Genomic DNA, 15,924 nt, shown 5'->3' on the forward strand with positions numbered 1-15,924 from the left:
CCTCCGCCACTGGCGGCCACTTGCGTGCCGGCGCGTTTCCGGCGCGCGTCCTGACTACGCGTTGCCTCGGTGCTCGGCACGCCCCTGACTGGTTGGCACAGGTGCCACCGGACGGACCGCGGTGAAGTCCTGGAACTCGTAGCGGGTGGCGGAGAGCAACAGCAGCCACTCGTCGCAGCCCTGCCACGGAGAGAGGTCGCCGGCGCCTCCGCGCACCACCCGTGGCCCGTCCCCGGTGCGGGGGCGTGCGTCCACCGGCGCGTCCGTGAAATGCGGGATCCACACGTCGGCGCAGATTTCGTTCGCCGACCCCATCGCCGCCAGCCCGAAGGCGTTCTCGGTCGCGGCAGTGCGCTCCTCGTCGGCGAAGTCGTCGAGCACCTGGTCCTCGTCCGGCCTCCCGTTCCCGCGGAAGGTCAGGGTGGTCGTGCCCGCCCGGGCCGCATACTCCCACTCCGCCTCGCTGGGCAGCCGGAACGGCAACGTCTCCAGCAGCTCGTCCAAGTCGTCCTCGAACCGGGCCGTGCTCGAAGCCGAGTCGGCGAAGCCGTCCTCGTACTCGGGCAGCCAGTGCCGTACTTGCGCCACCGTGAGCGGATGCCGGGCGATCAGGAACGGCTCGACCCGCACTTCTCGCGCCGGCCGGGCTTGGACAGCACCGGCGAAGAACGCTTCGAGATCGTCATCGGCGCCGTCGGCCCGCTCGATGGCACGAACGGCGTCCAGTTCCGCGTCGGACAGGCCCATCCGGAACGTTCCACCGGGAACGGCCCGGAAGACCACTCCGGAGGGGGTGTGCCGCCAAGCCGGTCGGCCGGCCACGATCTCTTGAGCCCACATGGTGCCGGACGCTAACAGCCGGGCATCCCGGATGGAGAAGGGGATCCAGGAATGGAGCGTGGTCGACTGATCACCTCCTCGACGCCGCAGCGCTGCACCACTACCGCACCAGATCGAGCGGGGAACAGCGGGGAACCACGGTGAGGACGGTCGAGCCCAGAAGGAGCGCGGACCGTACGTTCGCCCAGTTCAGCGCTCGAACCGTCCGCGAATGACCGCAGCTTCCCAAGCTGAGGGCTCAGACACCAGTCAGCACGTGCCGGCCGTCGTGGCTTGCTCTCGTCGACGGCACTGGCAGCGTGGTGGAGACCGGTGGGGGTGCAGTGAGGCATACGCGCGCCTGATCAGTTGACGCACCCGCCATCGTGGCTGACTGTCGACGGTTGAGGTTCGTGCCACAACCGTGCCAGATGCAGGGGTCAGCCACGGTCAACACCGGTGTCTTAATGGTCGAGTACCCGCCCGCTTCCTCGCCCGGTGAAACCGCAGCTCAGAAGCGAGATCATTTAGCCTCTCTCCTAAAGTGGTTGTCCAGCCCGCTCACCGAGTCCACACCCGCTGGAACTCCTCGGCCGGGATGGTCTCCAGCAGGTCCTCTCCAGGGTCGATCGCTTGGTCTGTCAGGAAGCCGTACTCGTCCTCCAGGTGCTTCCAGCTGTACCGGTGGAGTTGGCCGGACGGAGTCAGCTCGGCTTGCTTGACGGCGATCAACTCGCCGCGGTCGGGTACGGCCTCGAAGTACCACAAGCCGCCCTCCTCGTCAGTGCCGCGGAAGTGGTGCCGCAGAGTGGCGTTCTCATCGAGTGCCCGGAAGTACGCCACGGTCTCTGCCTTGATGCGCTCCAGGTCAACCACGGGATCATCGTGCCAGCGAGCGCGCGGTTGCTCCGCTCTGACATCTACGAGTGACATCAACGACGCCGGACGCCAACACTCCTGGGCGGTCCGACGCGGCCAGTGTGACCGGGTGGTTCCCCGGCAACGCCGAGGAGCGATCGAACTCCTAAAGCGGTGTTCTCGGGGCCTCTTCCCTCAGGTGTTCCCCAGGGGTGCCTAGCAATGGAGAAGTCGCAGGTGAGAGGGGTTGAGGGGAGCCCGCTGGAAGTGGGCTGGCTGTGCCCCGGGCGGTCTGCGGGGCCGGCAGCAACCGCGAAAGAGCCCCGGCCGAGGCCGGGGCTCTGCCGTGCGCGTCGGTTCCGCCGACCTGTTCCAGCGCGATTGATGTCAGATGTGCGCCAAGGGCTCCTTCGGGTTCGCGCCGTACTTGTTCTCCCCCGGAGTGCCCTCGGTGGCCAGGAACACCAGCATCACGATGAAGCCGACGAAAGGGACGAGCCCGATGAGGACCCACCAGCCGGAGCGGTTGGTGTCGTGCAGGCGGCGAACCGCCACAGCGAGAGTCGGCAGCAGGACCGCGACAGCGTAGATAAATTCCAGTACCCGGATTCCGGTGACGGCGTCCACAATGGCGAGCACGATGGAGGCGATCACGCTGAACAGCGTGAACATCCAGTACTCCTTGCGGCGCGCCCGCCCGTTGAACACCGCGTACTTTTTGAGGACTTCGACATACCAGTTCATGGCGTCCCCCTCTGGGATCGACGTTATCTGCCCAGATGGATCGGGACAGCCGCAGAACGTTTACATGTGGAACGGGGCATGTCAATGCACACGGTCACGCTGCTCACGAGACGTGCGGGGTCGGCTCGGGCGCCGCGCACCCTGACCACTGACCGGCTATTTCAGGACAGGTGCGGAGATCATCATCGGGGGTTCTCCGGGCGGTCCCGAACGTTTCCGGCGCCGACTCTCGTCCGCCATCGAATCGAAGGCGATCCGTTGCCTGGGTTATACCGTTCCGGCATGGAAGTGATGGTCAATCGTTGCCCGAAACAGGAGGAACGGGGCGGTCAGAGGCGCAGCACCCCCTACCGCAGCACCTCGCCCTGCCGCATCAGGTCCCACGTGATCGACACAGGGTCTGCCGGGCCTTGCGTCGAAGCTCCACCGAGAGGCGCTTCCCCGCTTCCCCCAGGCGTCCCCCAACAGCGCCAAGAGCGCGGAAACCCGCAGGCCGCAGTGGGTGAATGGATCCCGCTGTAAATCTGCCGTGGGGCCGTCTCGGGGCCGTCTGACGGTAACCAACGACAGCCAGTAACGACCAACAATGACCGTGAGGGCGCGACTCACTGCCGCGCCCTCACGAGGTGTCTGCCCAGCTAGACCCACGTGTCCAGCCACATCCGGGCCCGCCAGTCGTCGATCGGGATGGCGGTGCCGGTGTAGATGGGCCAGAAGTAGATGAAGTTCCAGACGATCAGGAGGGTCAGGACGCCTGCGGCCGTGGCGCCCGCCACGCGGCGGGTGTCGCCGGCGCGGGGCGGGCCGATGAGCGCCCCCAGGAGCATCGCCACCGCCAGGCACAGGAAGGGGAGGAAGACGACGGAGTAGAAGAAGAAGATCGTGCGCTCCTGGTAGAAGAACCAGGGCAGATAGCCGGCCGCGATGCCGCAGGCGATGGCGCCCGCCCGCCAGTCGCGGCGGAAGAACCAGCGCCACAGGACGTAGAGGAGCGCGAAGCAGCCCACCCACCACAGCAGGGGCGTGCCCAGGGCCAGCACCTCGCGGGCGCACTTCTCGGCCGTGTCGGCCGGGCAGCCCGCCGTGCCGGGTGCCGGGGACTCGTAGAAGAACGAGACCGGGCGGCCCACGACGATCCAGCTCCACGGGTTGGACTCGTAGGGGTGCGGCGAGGACAGGCCGACGTGGAACTCGTACACCTGGTTCTCGTAGTGCCAGAAGCTGCGCCACCAGTCGGGGAACAGCCACGACCAGGCGCTGTCCTTGCCGTCGTTCACGGCCCACTCGCGGTAGTAGCCGCCGCTGCCGTCGTCCGGGGAGCGGAACCAGCCGATCCAGGAGGCGAGGTACGTCGCCAGGGCGACCGGCACCGTGGACAGGAACGCCCAGCCGAGGTCGCGCCTCACCACGGCCCGGACGGGGCCGCGGGCGCCGGCGGTCCGGCGGGCGCCGACGTCCCACAGCACCGCCATCACACAGAACGCGGCCATGATGTACAGGCCGCTCCACTTCGTGGCGAACGCCAGGCCCAGCATCAGCCCCGCCGCCGGCCGCCACGGCCGCAGGCCCAGCCGCGCGGTCTCGGCGATGCGCGCGTGGGGCAAAATCCTGCCGTCGGTGCCCACGGGCAGCGCGGCCGCGAGCTTCTCCCGCGCCCGGTCCCGGTCGACGACCAGGCAGCCGAAGGCCGCCAGGACGAAGAACATCAGCACCCCGTCGAGCAGCGCGGTGCGGCTCATCACGAAGTGCAGGCCGTCCACCGCCATCAGCACGCCCGCCAGGCAGCCGAGGAACGTCGAGCGGAACAGGCGCCGGCCGATCCGGCACAGCATCAGGACCGAGAGCGTGCCGAGCAGGGCCGTCATGAACCGCCAGCCGAACGGGTCGAACCCGAACAACAGCTCGCCCAGCCCGATGACGTACTTCCCGACCGGCGGATGCACCACATACGCCGCTTCGATCGGGACGGACACGTCCCCGCCGGAGGAGAGGATCAGCTTGTCCGCGGCCTTGTCCCAGTCGACCTCGAAGCCGCGGTGGACCAGCGCCCACGCGTCCTTCGCGTAGTACGTCTCGTCGAATATCACCTTTCTGGGGCTGCCCAGGTCCCAGAAGCGCAGCACCCCCGCCAGCAGCGTGACCAGCAGCGGACCGCCCCAGCCCGACCAACGCGTGATCCTTTCGCCGAGCGACGGCGGCACTCCGAGCGCCGTCCACAGTCTGCCGGACGGCTTCGTGTACGGCGGGACCAGGCGGTCGCGGACGTCGCCCCCGGGCCGCGCCGTGTAGCCGAAACGGCGGAGCCGCTGCTGCCACGACGGTTGCTGGTCCTGCGGCGGCTGTTCCTGCCGGGTGTCCGTGGAGGACGCGGTACTCGTCACCGCGCCATCGTAGGGAACGGCGCTGTGCGAGTCCCGCGCATGGGAGGTATGGGCCCGGTATGCCCGACTCCGCCGCCCCGGGGGCGGGCACGGTCCGTCCTCGTGGAGGCCGTGGCCCTGGGAGGATGAGGGGGTGACCGGAATCCTCGTACTCGCAGGCACCCCCATCGGCGACGTCTCCGACGCCCCGCCCCGGCTCGCCGAGGAGCTGGCGGGCGCCGACGTCGTCGCCGCCGAGGACACCCGGCGGCTGCGGCGGCTGACCCAGGCGCTCGGCGTCACCCCCAAGGGACGGGTGGTCTCCTACTTCGAGGGCAACGAGTCCGCCCGGACGCCCGAACTGGTCGAGGAGCTGGCGGGCGGTGCCCGCGTGCTCCTGGTGACGGACGCCGGGATGCCCTCGGTGTCCGACCCCGGATACCGGCTGGTCGCCGCCGCCGTCGAGCGGGACATCAAGGTCACCGCCGTGCCCGGACCGTCCGCCGTGCTCACCGCGCTCGCCCTGTCCGGGCTCCCCGTCGACCGGTTCTGCTTCGAGGGGTTCCCGCCCCGCAAGGCCGGGGAGCGGCTGGGGCGGCTGCGGGAGGTCGCCGGGGAGCGGCGCACCCTCGTCTACTTCGAGTCCCCGCACCGGCTCGACGCCACGCTCGCCGCGATGGCCGAGGTGTTCGGCACGGAGCGTCGCGCCGCCGTCTGCCGTGAGCTGACCAAGACGTACGAGGAGGTCAGGCGCGGCCCGCTGGCCGAGCTGGCCGCATGGGCGGCCGAGGGCGTACGCGGCGAGATCACCGTCGTCGTCGAGGGCGCCCCGGACCACGGGCCCGAAGAGGTGGACGCAGCCGAGCTGGTGCGCCGGGTACGGGTGCGCGAGGAGGCGGGGGAGCGGCGCAAGGAGGCCATCGCGGCGGTCGCCGTGGAGGCGGGGGTGCCCAAGCGGGAGGTCTTCGACGCGGTGGTCGCGGCGAAGCGCTCCACGGGGTGAGCGGGGCGAAGCGCTCCGCGGGGTGAACCGGCTTCGGGGAGTGCCGTGGGGGAGCCTGCGGGGAGCGGTTCGTCGCGCGGGCCGCAGGCGGGCGGCGGGCCGGGCGCACCCGCGCGGCGGAGCCGCAGACCGAGGATCGATACGGTCCCGCACGGTCCCGCACGGTCCCGCGCCCCTGCGGGCGCGGACGGTGCGTTCCCGGCCTTCCGTAGGATCGGGGGCATGTCTTCGAACGCCCCCGACAAGAACGCCGCCCCGCCGCTCCCGGAGCCGCTGCGGGTGCCGGTCGCGGACTCGCACACCCACCTCGACATGCAGTCCGGCACGGTGGAGGAGGGGCTCGCCAAGGCCGCGTCCGTGGGGGTGACGACCGTGGTGCAGGTCGGCTGCGACCTCGCGGGCTCGCGCTGGGCCGCCGAGACGGCCGCCGCGTACGACAGCGTGCACGCGACCGTCGCACTGCACCCGAACGAGGCCCCGCGCATCGTGCACGGCGATCCTGGGGGAGGGGGGTCGCGGCAGGGCGCGCGGGAGCCGGGCGGCGACGCGGCCCTGGACGAGGCGCTCGCCGAGATCGACCGGCTGGCCGCGCTGCCCCAGGTCAAGGGCGTCGGCGAGACCGGACTGGACTACTTCCGCACCGGACCCGAGGGCAAGGAGGCTCAGGAGCGGTCCTTCCGCGCCCACATCGAGATCGCCAAGCGGCACGGCAAGGCCCTGGTGATCCACGACCGCGACGCCCACGCCGACGTGCTGCGCGTCCTCAAGGAGGAGGGCGCGCCGGAACGCACCGTCTTCCACTGCTACTCGGGGGACGCCGGGATGGCGGAGATCTGCGCCCGCGCCGGCTACTTCATGTCGTTCGCCGGCAACGTCACCTTCAAGAACGCCCAGAACCTGCGCGACGCCCTCGCCGTCGCCCCGCTGGAGCTCGTCCTGGTGGAGACCGACGCCCCGTTCCTGACGCCGGTGCCCTACCGCGGCCGGCCAGGCGCCCCGTACCTGGTGCCGGTCACCGTGCGCGCCATGGCGGCCGTACGCGGTACCGACGAGGACACCCTCGCCACGGCCCTCGCGGCGAACACGGCCCGGGCCTTCGGTTATCCACAGGCGTGACCTGCGGGGTCCAGCGCCCCGTACCCTTGTCCCGTGACCAGCCCCACCCCCGACGCCCTCCTGGGCCCCGCCGACATCCGCGAACTCGCGGCCGCGCTCGGCGTACGGCCCACCAAGCAGCGCGGCCAGAACTTCGTGATCGACGCGAACACGGTCCGCCGTATCGTTCGCACCGCCGGGGTCCGCCCCGACGACGTGGTCGTCGAGGTCGGACCGGGGCTCGGCTCGCTCACCCTGGCGCTGCTGGAGGCCGCCGACCGGGTCACCACCGTCGAGATCGACGACGTCCTCGCCGCCGCGCTGCCCGCGACCGTCGCGGCCCGGATGCCGGAGCGTGCCGGCCGGTTCGCGCTGGTCCACTCCGACGCGATGCGGGTCACCGAGCTGCCCGGCCCCGCCCCGACCGCGCTGGTCGCCAACCTGCCCTACAACGTGGCCGTCCCGGTGCTGCTGCACATGCTCGAGACCTTCCCGAGCATCGAACGCACCCTCGTCATGGTCCAGGCCGAGGTCGCCGACCGGCTCGCCGCCCCGCCCGGCTCGAAGGTGTACGGCGTGCCCTCGGTCAAGGCCAACTGGTACGCCGAGGTCAAGCGGGCCGGCGCCATCGGGCGGAGGGTGTTCTGGCCGGCGCCCAACGTCGACAGCGGCCTGGTCTCCCTCGTCCGCCGCGACGAGCCGCTGAAGACCACCGCCACCCGGCGCGAGGTCTTCGCCGTCGTCGACGCGGCCTTCGCCCAGCGCCGCAAGACCCTGCGGGCCGCCCTCGCCGGATGGGCGGGCTCGGCCGCGGCGGCGGAGGCCGCACTGGTCGCCGCCGGGGTGTCGCCGCAGGCCCGCGGCGAGTCCCTGACCGTCGAGGAGTTCGCGCGCATCGCCGAGCACAAGGGGCAGGCCGAGCCCGAGGAACGGCGGGGGCCGAGAGGACAGCGGGAACCGAAGCAGCGGGAACCGGAGCAGTCACCCGAGGAGCCCGTCGCGTGAGCGTCACCGTCCGCGTGCCCGCCAAGGTCAACGTCCAGCTCGCGGTCGGCGCGGCCCGCCCCGACGGCTTCCACGACCTGGCCAACGTCTTCCTCGCGGTCGGCCTCCACGACGAGGTCACCGTCACGCCCTCCGCCGGCGGCCTGCGCGTCACCTGCGAGGGCCCGGACGCCGCCGAGGTGCCCCTGGACCGTACGAACCTCGCCGCCCGCGCGGCCCTCGCGCTCGCCGAGCGGTACGGCCGGGACGCCGACGTGCACCTCCACATCACCAAGGACATCCCCGTCGCCGGCGGCATGGCGGGCGGCAGCGCCGACGGCGCCGGCGCCCTGCTGGCCTGCGACGCGCTGTGGGGGACCGGCGCCTCGCGGCAGGAACTCCTCGACATCTGCGCCGAGCTGGGCAGCGACGTGCCGTTCGCGCTGGTGGGCAGGGCGGCGCTGGGCACCGGGCGGGGCGAGAGACTGACGGAACTGGAGGTCGGCGGCACCTTCCACTGGGTGTTCGCGATGGCACGGCGAGGACTGTCCACCCCGGCGGTCTTCCGGGAGTTCGACCGGCTCGCCGAGGGCCGGGACATCCCCGAGCCCGTGGCCGCGCAGCCCCTGCTCGACGCCCTGGCCAAGGGCGACCCCGTCGCCCTCGCCGCCTCGGTCTCCAACGACCTCCAGCCCGCCGCCCTCTCCCTCTTCCCCGAGCTCTCCGACACCCTCGCGGCGGGCAGGGCGGCGGGCGCGCTGACCGCCCTGGTCTCGGGATCCGGGCCGACCACCGCGTTCCTGGCCGCCGACGCCGAGTCGGCGGCCGAGGTGGCGGCGGTGCTGCGCACCTCGGGCACCTGCCGGACGGTCCGCACGGCGGCGGGACCGGTACCGGGCGCGACGGTGATGTGAGGGCCGGTTCAGATCCCGTCGATCGGGGGCAGATCGATGTCGATGGCGTAGGGCCTGTCGACCTTGATCTTTTCGCGGTGCATGCCCATGTGCACGTAGGACTTCGTGAGCGGGTCGAGCTCATAGACATGGATGACGAGCCCGCTGGTGGTCCCGTTCTGCTCCACGCGCCAGTAGTTCGGGATTCCCGCGGCGGCATATTTCTGCGGTTTGGTCGTACGGTCGCGGGATTCCGAGTCAGGGGAGACGACTTCCACAGCGAGAAGGACGTCCTCGGCCCGGAATCTGGTCTGGTCCAGCCCGGTGACCGCGTCGGCTCGGACCACGCTGACATCGGGTTCGGGACCGTTGCGGTCGTCAAGGATGACTGTCATCTCCCGCTCGACGCTGAACTCCGGGCCGAGAGAGCTGCGCAGGCCCTGGACCAACAGGTCGATCACAAGGAAATGGAAGCGGCGCTGCGGACTCACGAAAACCAGACTCCCGTCGATCAGCTCGGTGTGCGGCGGGAGATCCGGCAGTGTGAACAGGTCGTCCACGGTGTAGCCGTCCACGGGCGGCACCGGCCAGTGGGGGCGGTGCTCTACGGACTCGGCGGTCATGGTTCCTCCCATGGACGGGATCCTGCGGCCTGCCCTCCAAGGTAGCCGCCCGTTTCCGATCACGTCATCACAAAGAGTGACTGTCCCCTCGCGCCCCGGCCGCCCTCGGGGACGCCCTACGCTGGAAAGTCGATCGATCCCCCCAGGCAGGAGAGAAATGGCCGTCAATCTGGTCAATGTCGAGAACGTCAGCAAGGTGTACGGCACCCGTGCCCTGCTCGACGGCATCTCCCTGGGCGTCTCGGAGGGGGACCGCATCGGTGTCGTCGGACGCAACGGCGACGGCAAGACCACCCTGATCCGGATGCTCGCCAAACTGGAGGAGGCGGACACCGGGCGGGTCACGCACTCCGGCGGGCTGCGCCTCGGCGTGCTGACCCAGCACGACTCCCTCGACCCGAAGGCCACGGTCCGGCACGAGGTCATCGGTGACATGGCCGACCACGAGTGGGCGGGCAACGCCAAGGTCAGGGACGTCCTGACGGGGCTGTTCGGCGGCCTGGACCTGCCGGGATTCCCCAAGGGCCTGGACACCGTCATCGGACCGCTGTCCGGTGGCGAGCGGCGCCGGATCGCGCTCGCCAAGCTGCTCATCGACGACCAGGACCTGGTCGTCCTCGACGAGCCCACCAACCACCTCGACGTCGAGGGCATCGCCTGGCTCGCCCGGCACCTGCGGGAGCGGCGCTCCGCACTCGTCTGCGTCACCCACGACCGCTGGTTCCTCGACCAGGTCTGCACCCGCATGTGGGACGTGCAGCGCGGTGACGTGTACGAGTACGAGGGCGGCTACTCCGACTACGTCTTCGCCCGCGCCGAACGGGAGCGCATCGCCGCCACCGAGGAGGTCAAGCGGCAGAACCTGGTCCGCAAGGAGCTGGCCTGGCTGCGCCGCGGGGCACCCGCGCGGACGTCCAAGCCACGCTTCCGCGTCGAGGCCGCCAACGAGCTGATCAAGGACGTCCCGCCGCCCCGGGACAGCAGCGAGCTGATGAAGTTCGCCTCCTCCCGGCTCGGCAAGACGGTCTTCGACCTGAAGGACGTCACCGTCCAGGCAGGACCCAAGGTGCTGATCAAGCACCTCACCTGGCAGCTCGGTCCCGGCGACCGGATCGGCCTGGTCGGCGTCAACGGCGCCGGGAAGACGTCCCTGCTGCGGGCCCTGACCGAGGCCGCCCGCAGCGAGGGAGAGACCCAGCCCACGGCGGGACGGATCCACGTCGGCAAGACGGTCAAACTCGCCTACCTCTCCCAGGAGGTCGCCGAACTCGACCCCACCTGGCGGGTGCTCCAGGCCGTGCAGGCGGTCCGGGAGCGCGTCGACCTCGGCAAGGGGCGCGAGATGACCGCCGGGCAGCTGTGCGAGATGTTCGGCTTCAACAAGGACAAGCAGTGGACGCCCGTCGGCGACCTGTCCGGCGGTGAGCGGCGGCGGCTCCAGCTGCTGCGGCTGCTCATGGACGAACCCAACGTCCTCTTCCTCGACGAGCCCACCAACGACCTCGACATCGAGACCCTCACCCAGCTCGAGGACGTCCTCGACGGCTGGCCCGGCTCGATGATCGTCATCTCCCACGACCGGTTCTTCGTCGAGCGCACCACCGACCGGGTGTTCGCCCTGCTCGGCGACGGCGCCCTGCGGATGCTGCCGCGCGGTATCGACGAGTACCTGGAGCGGCGCAAGAAGATGGAGGAGGCGGTCGCCACGTCCGCCACCCCGCCTTCGTCGGCGAAGCCGGCCGCGGACGTCGTCCCCGAGAAGAGCGCCGCCGACGTGCGCGCCGCCAAGAAGGAACTGCAGAAGATCGAACGGCAGCTCGACAAGGTCTCCGAGAAGGAGGCCAAGCTGCACGCCGCGATCGCCGAGAACGCCACGGACTTCGCCAAGGTGGCCCAGCTCGACGCCGAGCTGCGGGAGACGGCCGGTCAGCGGGACGCGCTCGAACTGCGGTGGCTGGAACTCGCCGAGGACGCCTGACCCCCGGCCGCGCCGCACCCCTCTCCCTCCCGCGCCCCCGCACACCGCTGTGCACGCCCCGCGCAGGTGCCACGCACGGCCTGCCCGCACCCCGAGTGCAGGTCCGGACCCGGCGGGGTTCGTGCAAGGGGCGTGCGTGGCGTGAAGGGGGCGTGGAGGCGCGTAACGAGGGCATCACGGGCCGGTCCTCCCTTGGGAACAGGGGTGGACGGGGCCCGGTGACCTGTCGGTACCGGGTGATAGAAAGACCCCGTCCGAGAACAGTAGGAACCGTGTGAATACGACTCTGGGAACATCGCGTACCTCAGGGTGTGGCTAAAAATCAGTGAGCGAGGGGGGACACGCTGATGGCTCAGCCGCCCAGTCAGCCGCCGCAGGGTGGCTTCGGAGCACCGCAGGACCCGTCCGCGTCGGGTGGTGGTTTCGGGGCTCCGACCCCGCCGCCCCCGCAGGGCGTGCCCCAGACGCCGCCTTCCCCGCAGGGCCCGCCGTCCGGACCGCCCCAGCCTGGGTACGGCTACCCGCAGCAGACCCCGCCTCCGCAGCAGCCGGGACCGTACGGGCAGCCCCAGCCGGGACCGTACGGACAGCAGCCGGGACCGTACGCCTCCGGGCCGTACACCTCCGGCCCCTACGCTTCCGGCCCCTACGGCGGCGGGCCGCAGCAGCCCGGCCCGTACGGGCAGCAGCCGGGGTACGGCTACCCGCAGCCGCAGTTCCCGGGCGCGCCCGGCACCCCGCCGCCGGGGCCCGGCTCCCGCAACCCCTTCAAGGGCAAGCCCGTCATGATCATCAGCGGTGCGGTGGCGGTGCTGCTCGCCATCGGCGGCACCGTGTGGGCGGTCTCCGGCGGCGACGAGGAGAAGGACAAGAAGCCCGTCGCCCAGCAGAGCGACGATCCCAAGCCCCGGTCCTCCGGGGCCCCGGTCAACCCGGGCGACGGCAGCGGCGACGGCGACTCCGGCCCCGAGGACCTCAACGAGGGCCGCAAGTCCGGCGAGTCCAAGGTGCTCTGGTACAAGGAGGCGCCCGACGCGCCCGGTTCCGGAGCCGACGCCCCCGGCATGTGGATCACCGACAGGACGGCGGTGAAGGCGGCCTACAAGGAGCTCTCCGCCTACAACGTCGCCGACGGCAAGCTGGCCTGGGAGCCCATCGTCCTCCCGCAGAAGATCTGCGCGGTCACCTCGGAGAAGACGTCCGACGACAAGGTCGTCATCGCGTACATGAGCGGCGGCAGCGACCGCGCCAAGTGCAACCAGCTCCAGCTCGTCGACCTCAACACCGGCAAGAAGGGGTGGACGCAGAAGGTCGACGACGGCGCGCTGTTCGACTCCGCGATCTCCATCGAGATGACCCTCAGCGGAGGCACGCTGATGGTGGGCCGCTCGCAGTCCGGCACCGCGTTCGACGTGAGGTCCGGCGACAAGATGTACGACAAGAGGAAGTACGGCGAGGCCTGCTTCCCGGCGGGGTTCGCGGGCGGCGAGCGGCTGGTCCAGGTCGCGTCCTGCGGCGCGGGCGGCAACAACGAGCACGACGAGGTCCAGGAGCTCGACCCGAAGACCGGCAAGGTCAAGTGGACCCAGAAGTTCGACAAGGGCTGGCGCGTCGAGCGCGCCTACTCCGTCGACCCGGTGGTCGTCTACAGCACCAACAAGGACAAGGAGGCGTGGAACATCTCCACGCTGGGCTCCGGCGGCTCGATCCGCTCCCAGGTCTCCGTCGACGAGGACTTCTCCGCCGAGTGCGGCTGGGCCATCCTCGCCCGTGACCTCCAGGGCTGTGAGGGCGTCGTCGTCGAGGGGGACACCCTCTACCTGCCCACCAGGGCGACCACCGGGGCCAACGAGATCGTCGCGATCAGCCTCGCCACCGGCAAGGAGAAGTGGCGGGTGAAGTCCCCCGTGTCGGACTCGATGGTGCCCATGAAGGCTGAGGACGGCAAGCTCATCGCCTACGTGGAGCCGTCGTACGACGGGGGTGGCCGGGTCGTGTCCATTCCGGCCACCGGCAGCAGCCACAAGCCGGCCACGCTGCTGCAGAACCCGCAGGGCACCGCAGCCATCGAGAACGGCTTCTTCAGCAAGTCGATCGACTGGGTCGACGGCCGCTTCTACATCTCGACCACCCGGCTGACCGGCAATGACGACACGAAGGAAAAGCTGATGCTCGCCTACGGCAAGTGAGGCGCGCAGCAGCGGTGAGGTGCGCCGGCCCCCGCCGGCCGGCGCCCCCGCCCCATCAGGTCTCTTCCCCGCCGCCCGTCCCCGTCTTCGAGTTCTTCGAGGTACTCACGTCATGACGCAGCCGCCCAACCAGCCGGGCTTCGGTCCCCCGCCCGAGTCGTCGCAGCCGCCGGCGCAGCAACCACCGTCCGCACCGGGCGGCCCCGACCTCAGCAAGACCCCGGAGCCGGGCTTCGGTCCCTCGCCCGAGCCGTCCCAGCCCGCACAGCCGCAGCAGGCCCCCGCGGCCGCGCAGGCTCAGCCGGGCTTCGGTCCGCCGCCCGAGTCGTCGCAGCCGCCGGCGCAGCAACCACCGTCCGCACCGGGCGGCCCCGACCTCAGCAAGACCCCGGAGCCGGGCTACGGCTACCCGCAGGCTCCCCAGCCCCCGCAGCAGTCGCCCCAGGCGGCCCCGCAGACCCCGCCGCCGGCCGCTCCGGTGCCGGGCGGTCCGCAGACGCCGCCCGGGTACGGCTATCCGCAGCAGCCTCCGGCCGGCTACGGATACCCGGGCCAGCCGCAGCAGCCTCCGGCCGGCTACGGATACCCGGGCCAGCCGCAGCAGCCTCCGGCCGGCTACGGATACCCGGGCCAGCCGCAGCAGCCGTACGGTCAGCAGCCCTATGGCCAGCCCGGTGCGTACGGCCAGCCGCAGCAGCCCTACGGCCAGCCCGGCTACGGCGGCTATCCGTACCCGACCGTGCCGATGCAGACGCAGCCCAGCCGGCCCGGCGGCGGACGGAAGGCCAACGCGACGTCGGCGATCATCGTCGCCGCGGTCGTGGCCATCGCCCTGATCGTCGGCGCCGGGGTCTGGTACTCCTCGTCCAGCGGTGACGACGAGAAGAAGAACACCGCGAACTCGGGCGAGAGAGGCGGCACGAAGGGCGCCGAGGGCGGTGGCGCCGGTGGTGACACCACCGGCGGCGACGAGAAGGCCCCGGCCGACCCCTCCGCCAAGGTCCTCTTCCAGGTGCCGGCGCCGAAGGTCCCGAAGGACGCCAGGACCATCGTCACCTCCGGCTCCTGGATGACCGACAAGGTGTACGCCAAGAGCGGCGTCGCCGAGGTCGTCGGCTACGACGCCGTCAAGGGCAGCGAGCTGTGGACGCTCGACCTGCCCGGACCGGTGTGCGAGGCCAGCGACCACGCCACCGAGGACGGCAGGACGGCGATCATCTACAAGCCGGCGATGCCGACCAAGACCGATCCGCAGAGCTGCACGCAGGTCGCGGCCTTCGACCTCGCCACCGGCGAGAAGCTGTGGTCCGAGACGGCCAAGTCCGGCACCCAGGAGATCAGCTTCAACAACGTCACCCTCAGCGGGAACACCGTCGCGGCGGGCAGCACCAGCGGCGGCGCCGCCTGGGACATCACGTCCGGCAAGCCCCTGTGGGCACCCAAGGCGTCCGACGCCTGCTACGACTCCGGGTACGGCGGCGGCCCGAAGATGGTCGCGGTGCGCAAGTGCGGTTCGTACGACCAGCGGCAGCTGCACATCCAGACCATCGACCCGAAGGACGGGAAGGTGATCTCGGAGTACAAGATGTCCGAGGGCATCGACTACGCGGCCGTGGTGTCCACCGACCCGCTGGTCGTGGCGGCCGACGTCGGCGACTCCGCCGGTGACGGCAGCGGCGTCTCGGACTTCTTCTCCATCGACAACAAGAGCGGCGAGCTGCGGACCCGCATCTCCGCGCCCAGCGAGGAGTTCGCGGCCCGCTGCGACGGCATCATGAAAATCGAGCACTGCAGCGGAGTGACCGTCGGCAACGACCGCCTGTACATCGCGACCGAGGAAGGCGAGAGCTCGGGCAAGTACGGCCGGAGCAACGAGATCGTCGCCTTCGACCTGTCCACCGGCAAGCAGACCGGCCAGCGCGCCGACGCGGGCGACGGCTACGTGAGCGTCCCGCTGCGGATGGACGGCGGCAGCGTCATCGCGTACAAGCGTCCGCCCTACGACCAGGGCGGGCAGATCGTGAGCATCGACGGCGGCTCCTTCAAGGAGACGAAGCTGCTGGAGAACCCGGCGACGGAGTCCGTGCGGCGCGTGGAGACGCGGATGTCGCCCGAGTACTCCGAGCTCCTGTACTCGCAGGGCCGCCTGTACATGTCGGACGTGTACGCCAGCGAGTTGTCCTCGGGCGACAAGGAGTACCTGGTGATCGCTTTCGGTACCGGCTGATCGTTCTTCGGTCCGCTCCGGTCTGCTTCAGCCCGCTCCGGTCTGCTTCCGGCGCGTTCCCCGGTCCGCTCGTGAGGCCCGTTCGCACGGCCCCGCCCCTGCTCAGGGGCGGGGCCGTGTGCGTACCGTTCATCGGATGCCCAGGGCCGAC

The 15,924-nt window shown here is 70.9% G+C and carries 12 protein-coding genes; 7 read left to right on the forward strand and 5 right to left on the reverse strand.

The features are described from left to right. Positions 1 to 54 precede the first annotated feature (54 nt). The 4 genes from ACFP2V_RS07625 to ACFP2V_RS07640 all read right to left on the reverse strand — a co-directional run bounded on the left by ACFP2V_RS07625 (position 55) and on the right by ACFP2V_RS07640 (position 4,802). On the reverse strand, positions 55 to 747 hold the full coding sequence (locus ACFP2V_RS07625; RefSeq protein ID WP_381207321.1) for a formylglycine-generating enzyme family protein: 693 nt from the start codon (positions 745 to 747) through the stop codon (positions 55 to 57). 633 nt (positions 748 to 1,380) lie between these two features. Next, complete coding sequence (locus tag ACFP2V_RS07630) at positions 1,381 to 1,695, reverse strand: hypothetical protein (protein ID WP_381207324.1); 315 nt, start codon at positions 1,693 to 1,695, stop codon at positions 1,381 to 1,383. 369 nt (positions 1,696 to 2,064) lie between these two features. After that, positions 2,065 to 2,421, reverse strand: a complete 357-nt coding sequence (locus ACFP2V_RS07635; protein WP_381207327.1) for a DUF805 domain-containing protein — start codon at positions 2,419 to 2,421, stop codon at positions 2,065 to 2,067. Positions 2,422 to 3,059: 638 nt separating this feature from the next. Next, positions 3,060 to 4,802, reverse strand: a complete 1,743-nt coding sequence (locus tag ACFP2V_RS07640; RefSeq protein ID WP_381207331.1) for a dolichyl-phosphate-mannose--protein mannosyltransferase — start codon at positions 4,800 to 4,802, stop codon at positions 3,060 to 3,062. Between the two features lie 133 nt (positions 4,803 to 4,935). On the opposite strand from ACFP2V_RS07640, the gene rsmI reads away from it, so the two are divergent. The 4 genes from rsmI to ACFP2V_RS07660 all read left to right on the forward strand — a co-directional run bounded on the left by rsmI (position 4,936) and on the right by ACFP2V_RS07660 (position 8,777). After that, positions 4,936 to 5,784: a 16S rRNA (cytidine(1402)-2'-O)-methyltransferase gene (gene rsmI / locus ACFP2V_RS07645; protein ID WP_381207334.1), complete on the forward strand. Its 849-nt coding sequence runs from the start codon at positions 4,936 to 4,938 to the stop codon at positions 5,782 to 5,784. A gap of 222 nt (positions 5,785 to 6,006) precedes the next feature. Continuing rightward, on the forward strand, positions 6,007 to 6,900 hold the full coding sequence (locus ACFP2V_RS07650; protein ID WP_381207337.1) for a TatD family hydrolase: 894 nt from the start codon (positions 6,007 to 6,009) through the stop codon (positions 6,898 to 6,900). Positions 6,901 to 6,933: 33 nt separating this feature from the next. Further along, complete coding sequence (gene rsmA, locus ACFP2V_RS07655; protein WP_381207340.1) at positions 6,934 to 7,884, forward strand: 16S rRNA (adenine(1518)-N(6)/adenine(1519)-N(6))-dimethyltransferase RsmA; 951 nt, start codon at positions 6,934 to 6,936, stop codon at positions 7,882 to 7,884. Further along, on the forward strand, positions 7,881 to 8,777 hold the full coding sequence (locus tag ACFP2V_RS07660; protein WP_381207343.1) for a 4-(cytidine 5'-diphospho)-2-C-methyl-D-erythritol kinase: 897 nt from the start codon (positions 7,881 to 7,883) through the stop codon (positions 8,775 to 8,777). The genes rsmA and ACFP2V_RS07660 overlap by 4 nt, the downstream gene beginning before the upstream one ends. Before the next feature lie 8 nt (positions 8,778 to 8,785). On the opposite strand, the gene ACFP2V_RS07665 is transcribed toward ACFP2V_RS07660, so the two are convergent. Next, complete coding sequence (locus tag ACFP2V_RS07665; RefSeq protein ID WP_381207346.1) at positions 8,786 to 9,391, reverse strand: Uma2 family endonuclease; 606 nt, start codon at positions 9,389 to 9,391, stop codon at positions 8,786 to 8,788. 145 nt (positions 9,392 to 9,536) lie between these two features. On the opposite strand from ACFP2V_RS07665, the gene ACFP2V_RS07670 reads away from it, so the two are divergent. From ACFP2V_RS07670 to ACFP2V_RS07680, 3 genes are all read left to right on the forward strand, one after another. Further along, on the forward strand, positions 9,537 to 11,357 hold the full coding sequence (locus tag ACFP2V_RS07670) for an ABC-F family ATP-binding cassette domain-containing protein (protein ID WP_381207349.1): 1,821 nt from the start codon (positions 9,537 to 9,539) through the stop codon (positions 11,355 to 11,357). 347 nt (positions 11,358 to 11,704) lie between these two features. Then, the gene (locus tag ACFP2V_RS07675) at positions 11,705 to 13,546 is read left to right on the forward strand and encodes an outer membrane protein assembly factor BamB family protein (protein WP_381207352.1); all 1,842 of its coding nucleotides are present in this window, start codon (positions 11,705 to 11,707) and stop codon (positions 13,544 to 13,546) included. 112 nt (positions 13,547 to 13,658) lie between these two features. Beyond that, positions 13,659 to 15,773: an outer membrane protein assembly factor BamB family protein gene (locus tag ACFP2V_RS07680; protein WP_381207355.1), complete on the forward strand. Its 2,115-nt coding sequence runs from the start codon at positions 13,659 to 13,661 to the stop codon at positions 15,771 to 15,773. The last annotated feature ends 151 nt before the right edge of the window (positions 15,774 to 15,924 follow it).

Origin of the sequence: Streptomyces incanus, assembly GCF_042656345.1 — a bacterium.
Classification (GTDB): domain Bacteria; phylum Actinomycetota; class Actinomycetes; order Streptomycetales; family Streptomycetaceae; genus Streptomyces; species Streptomyces incanus.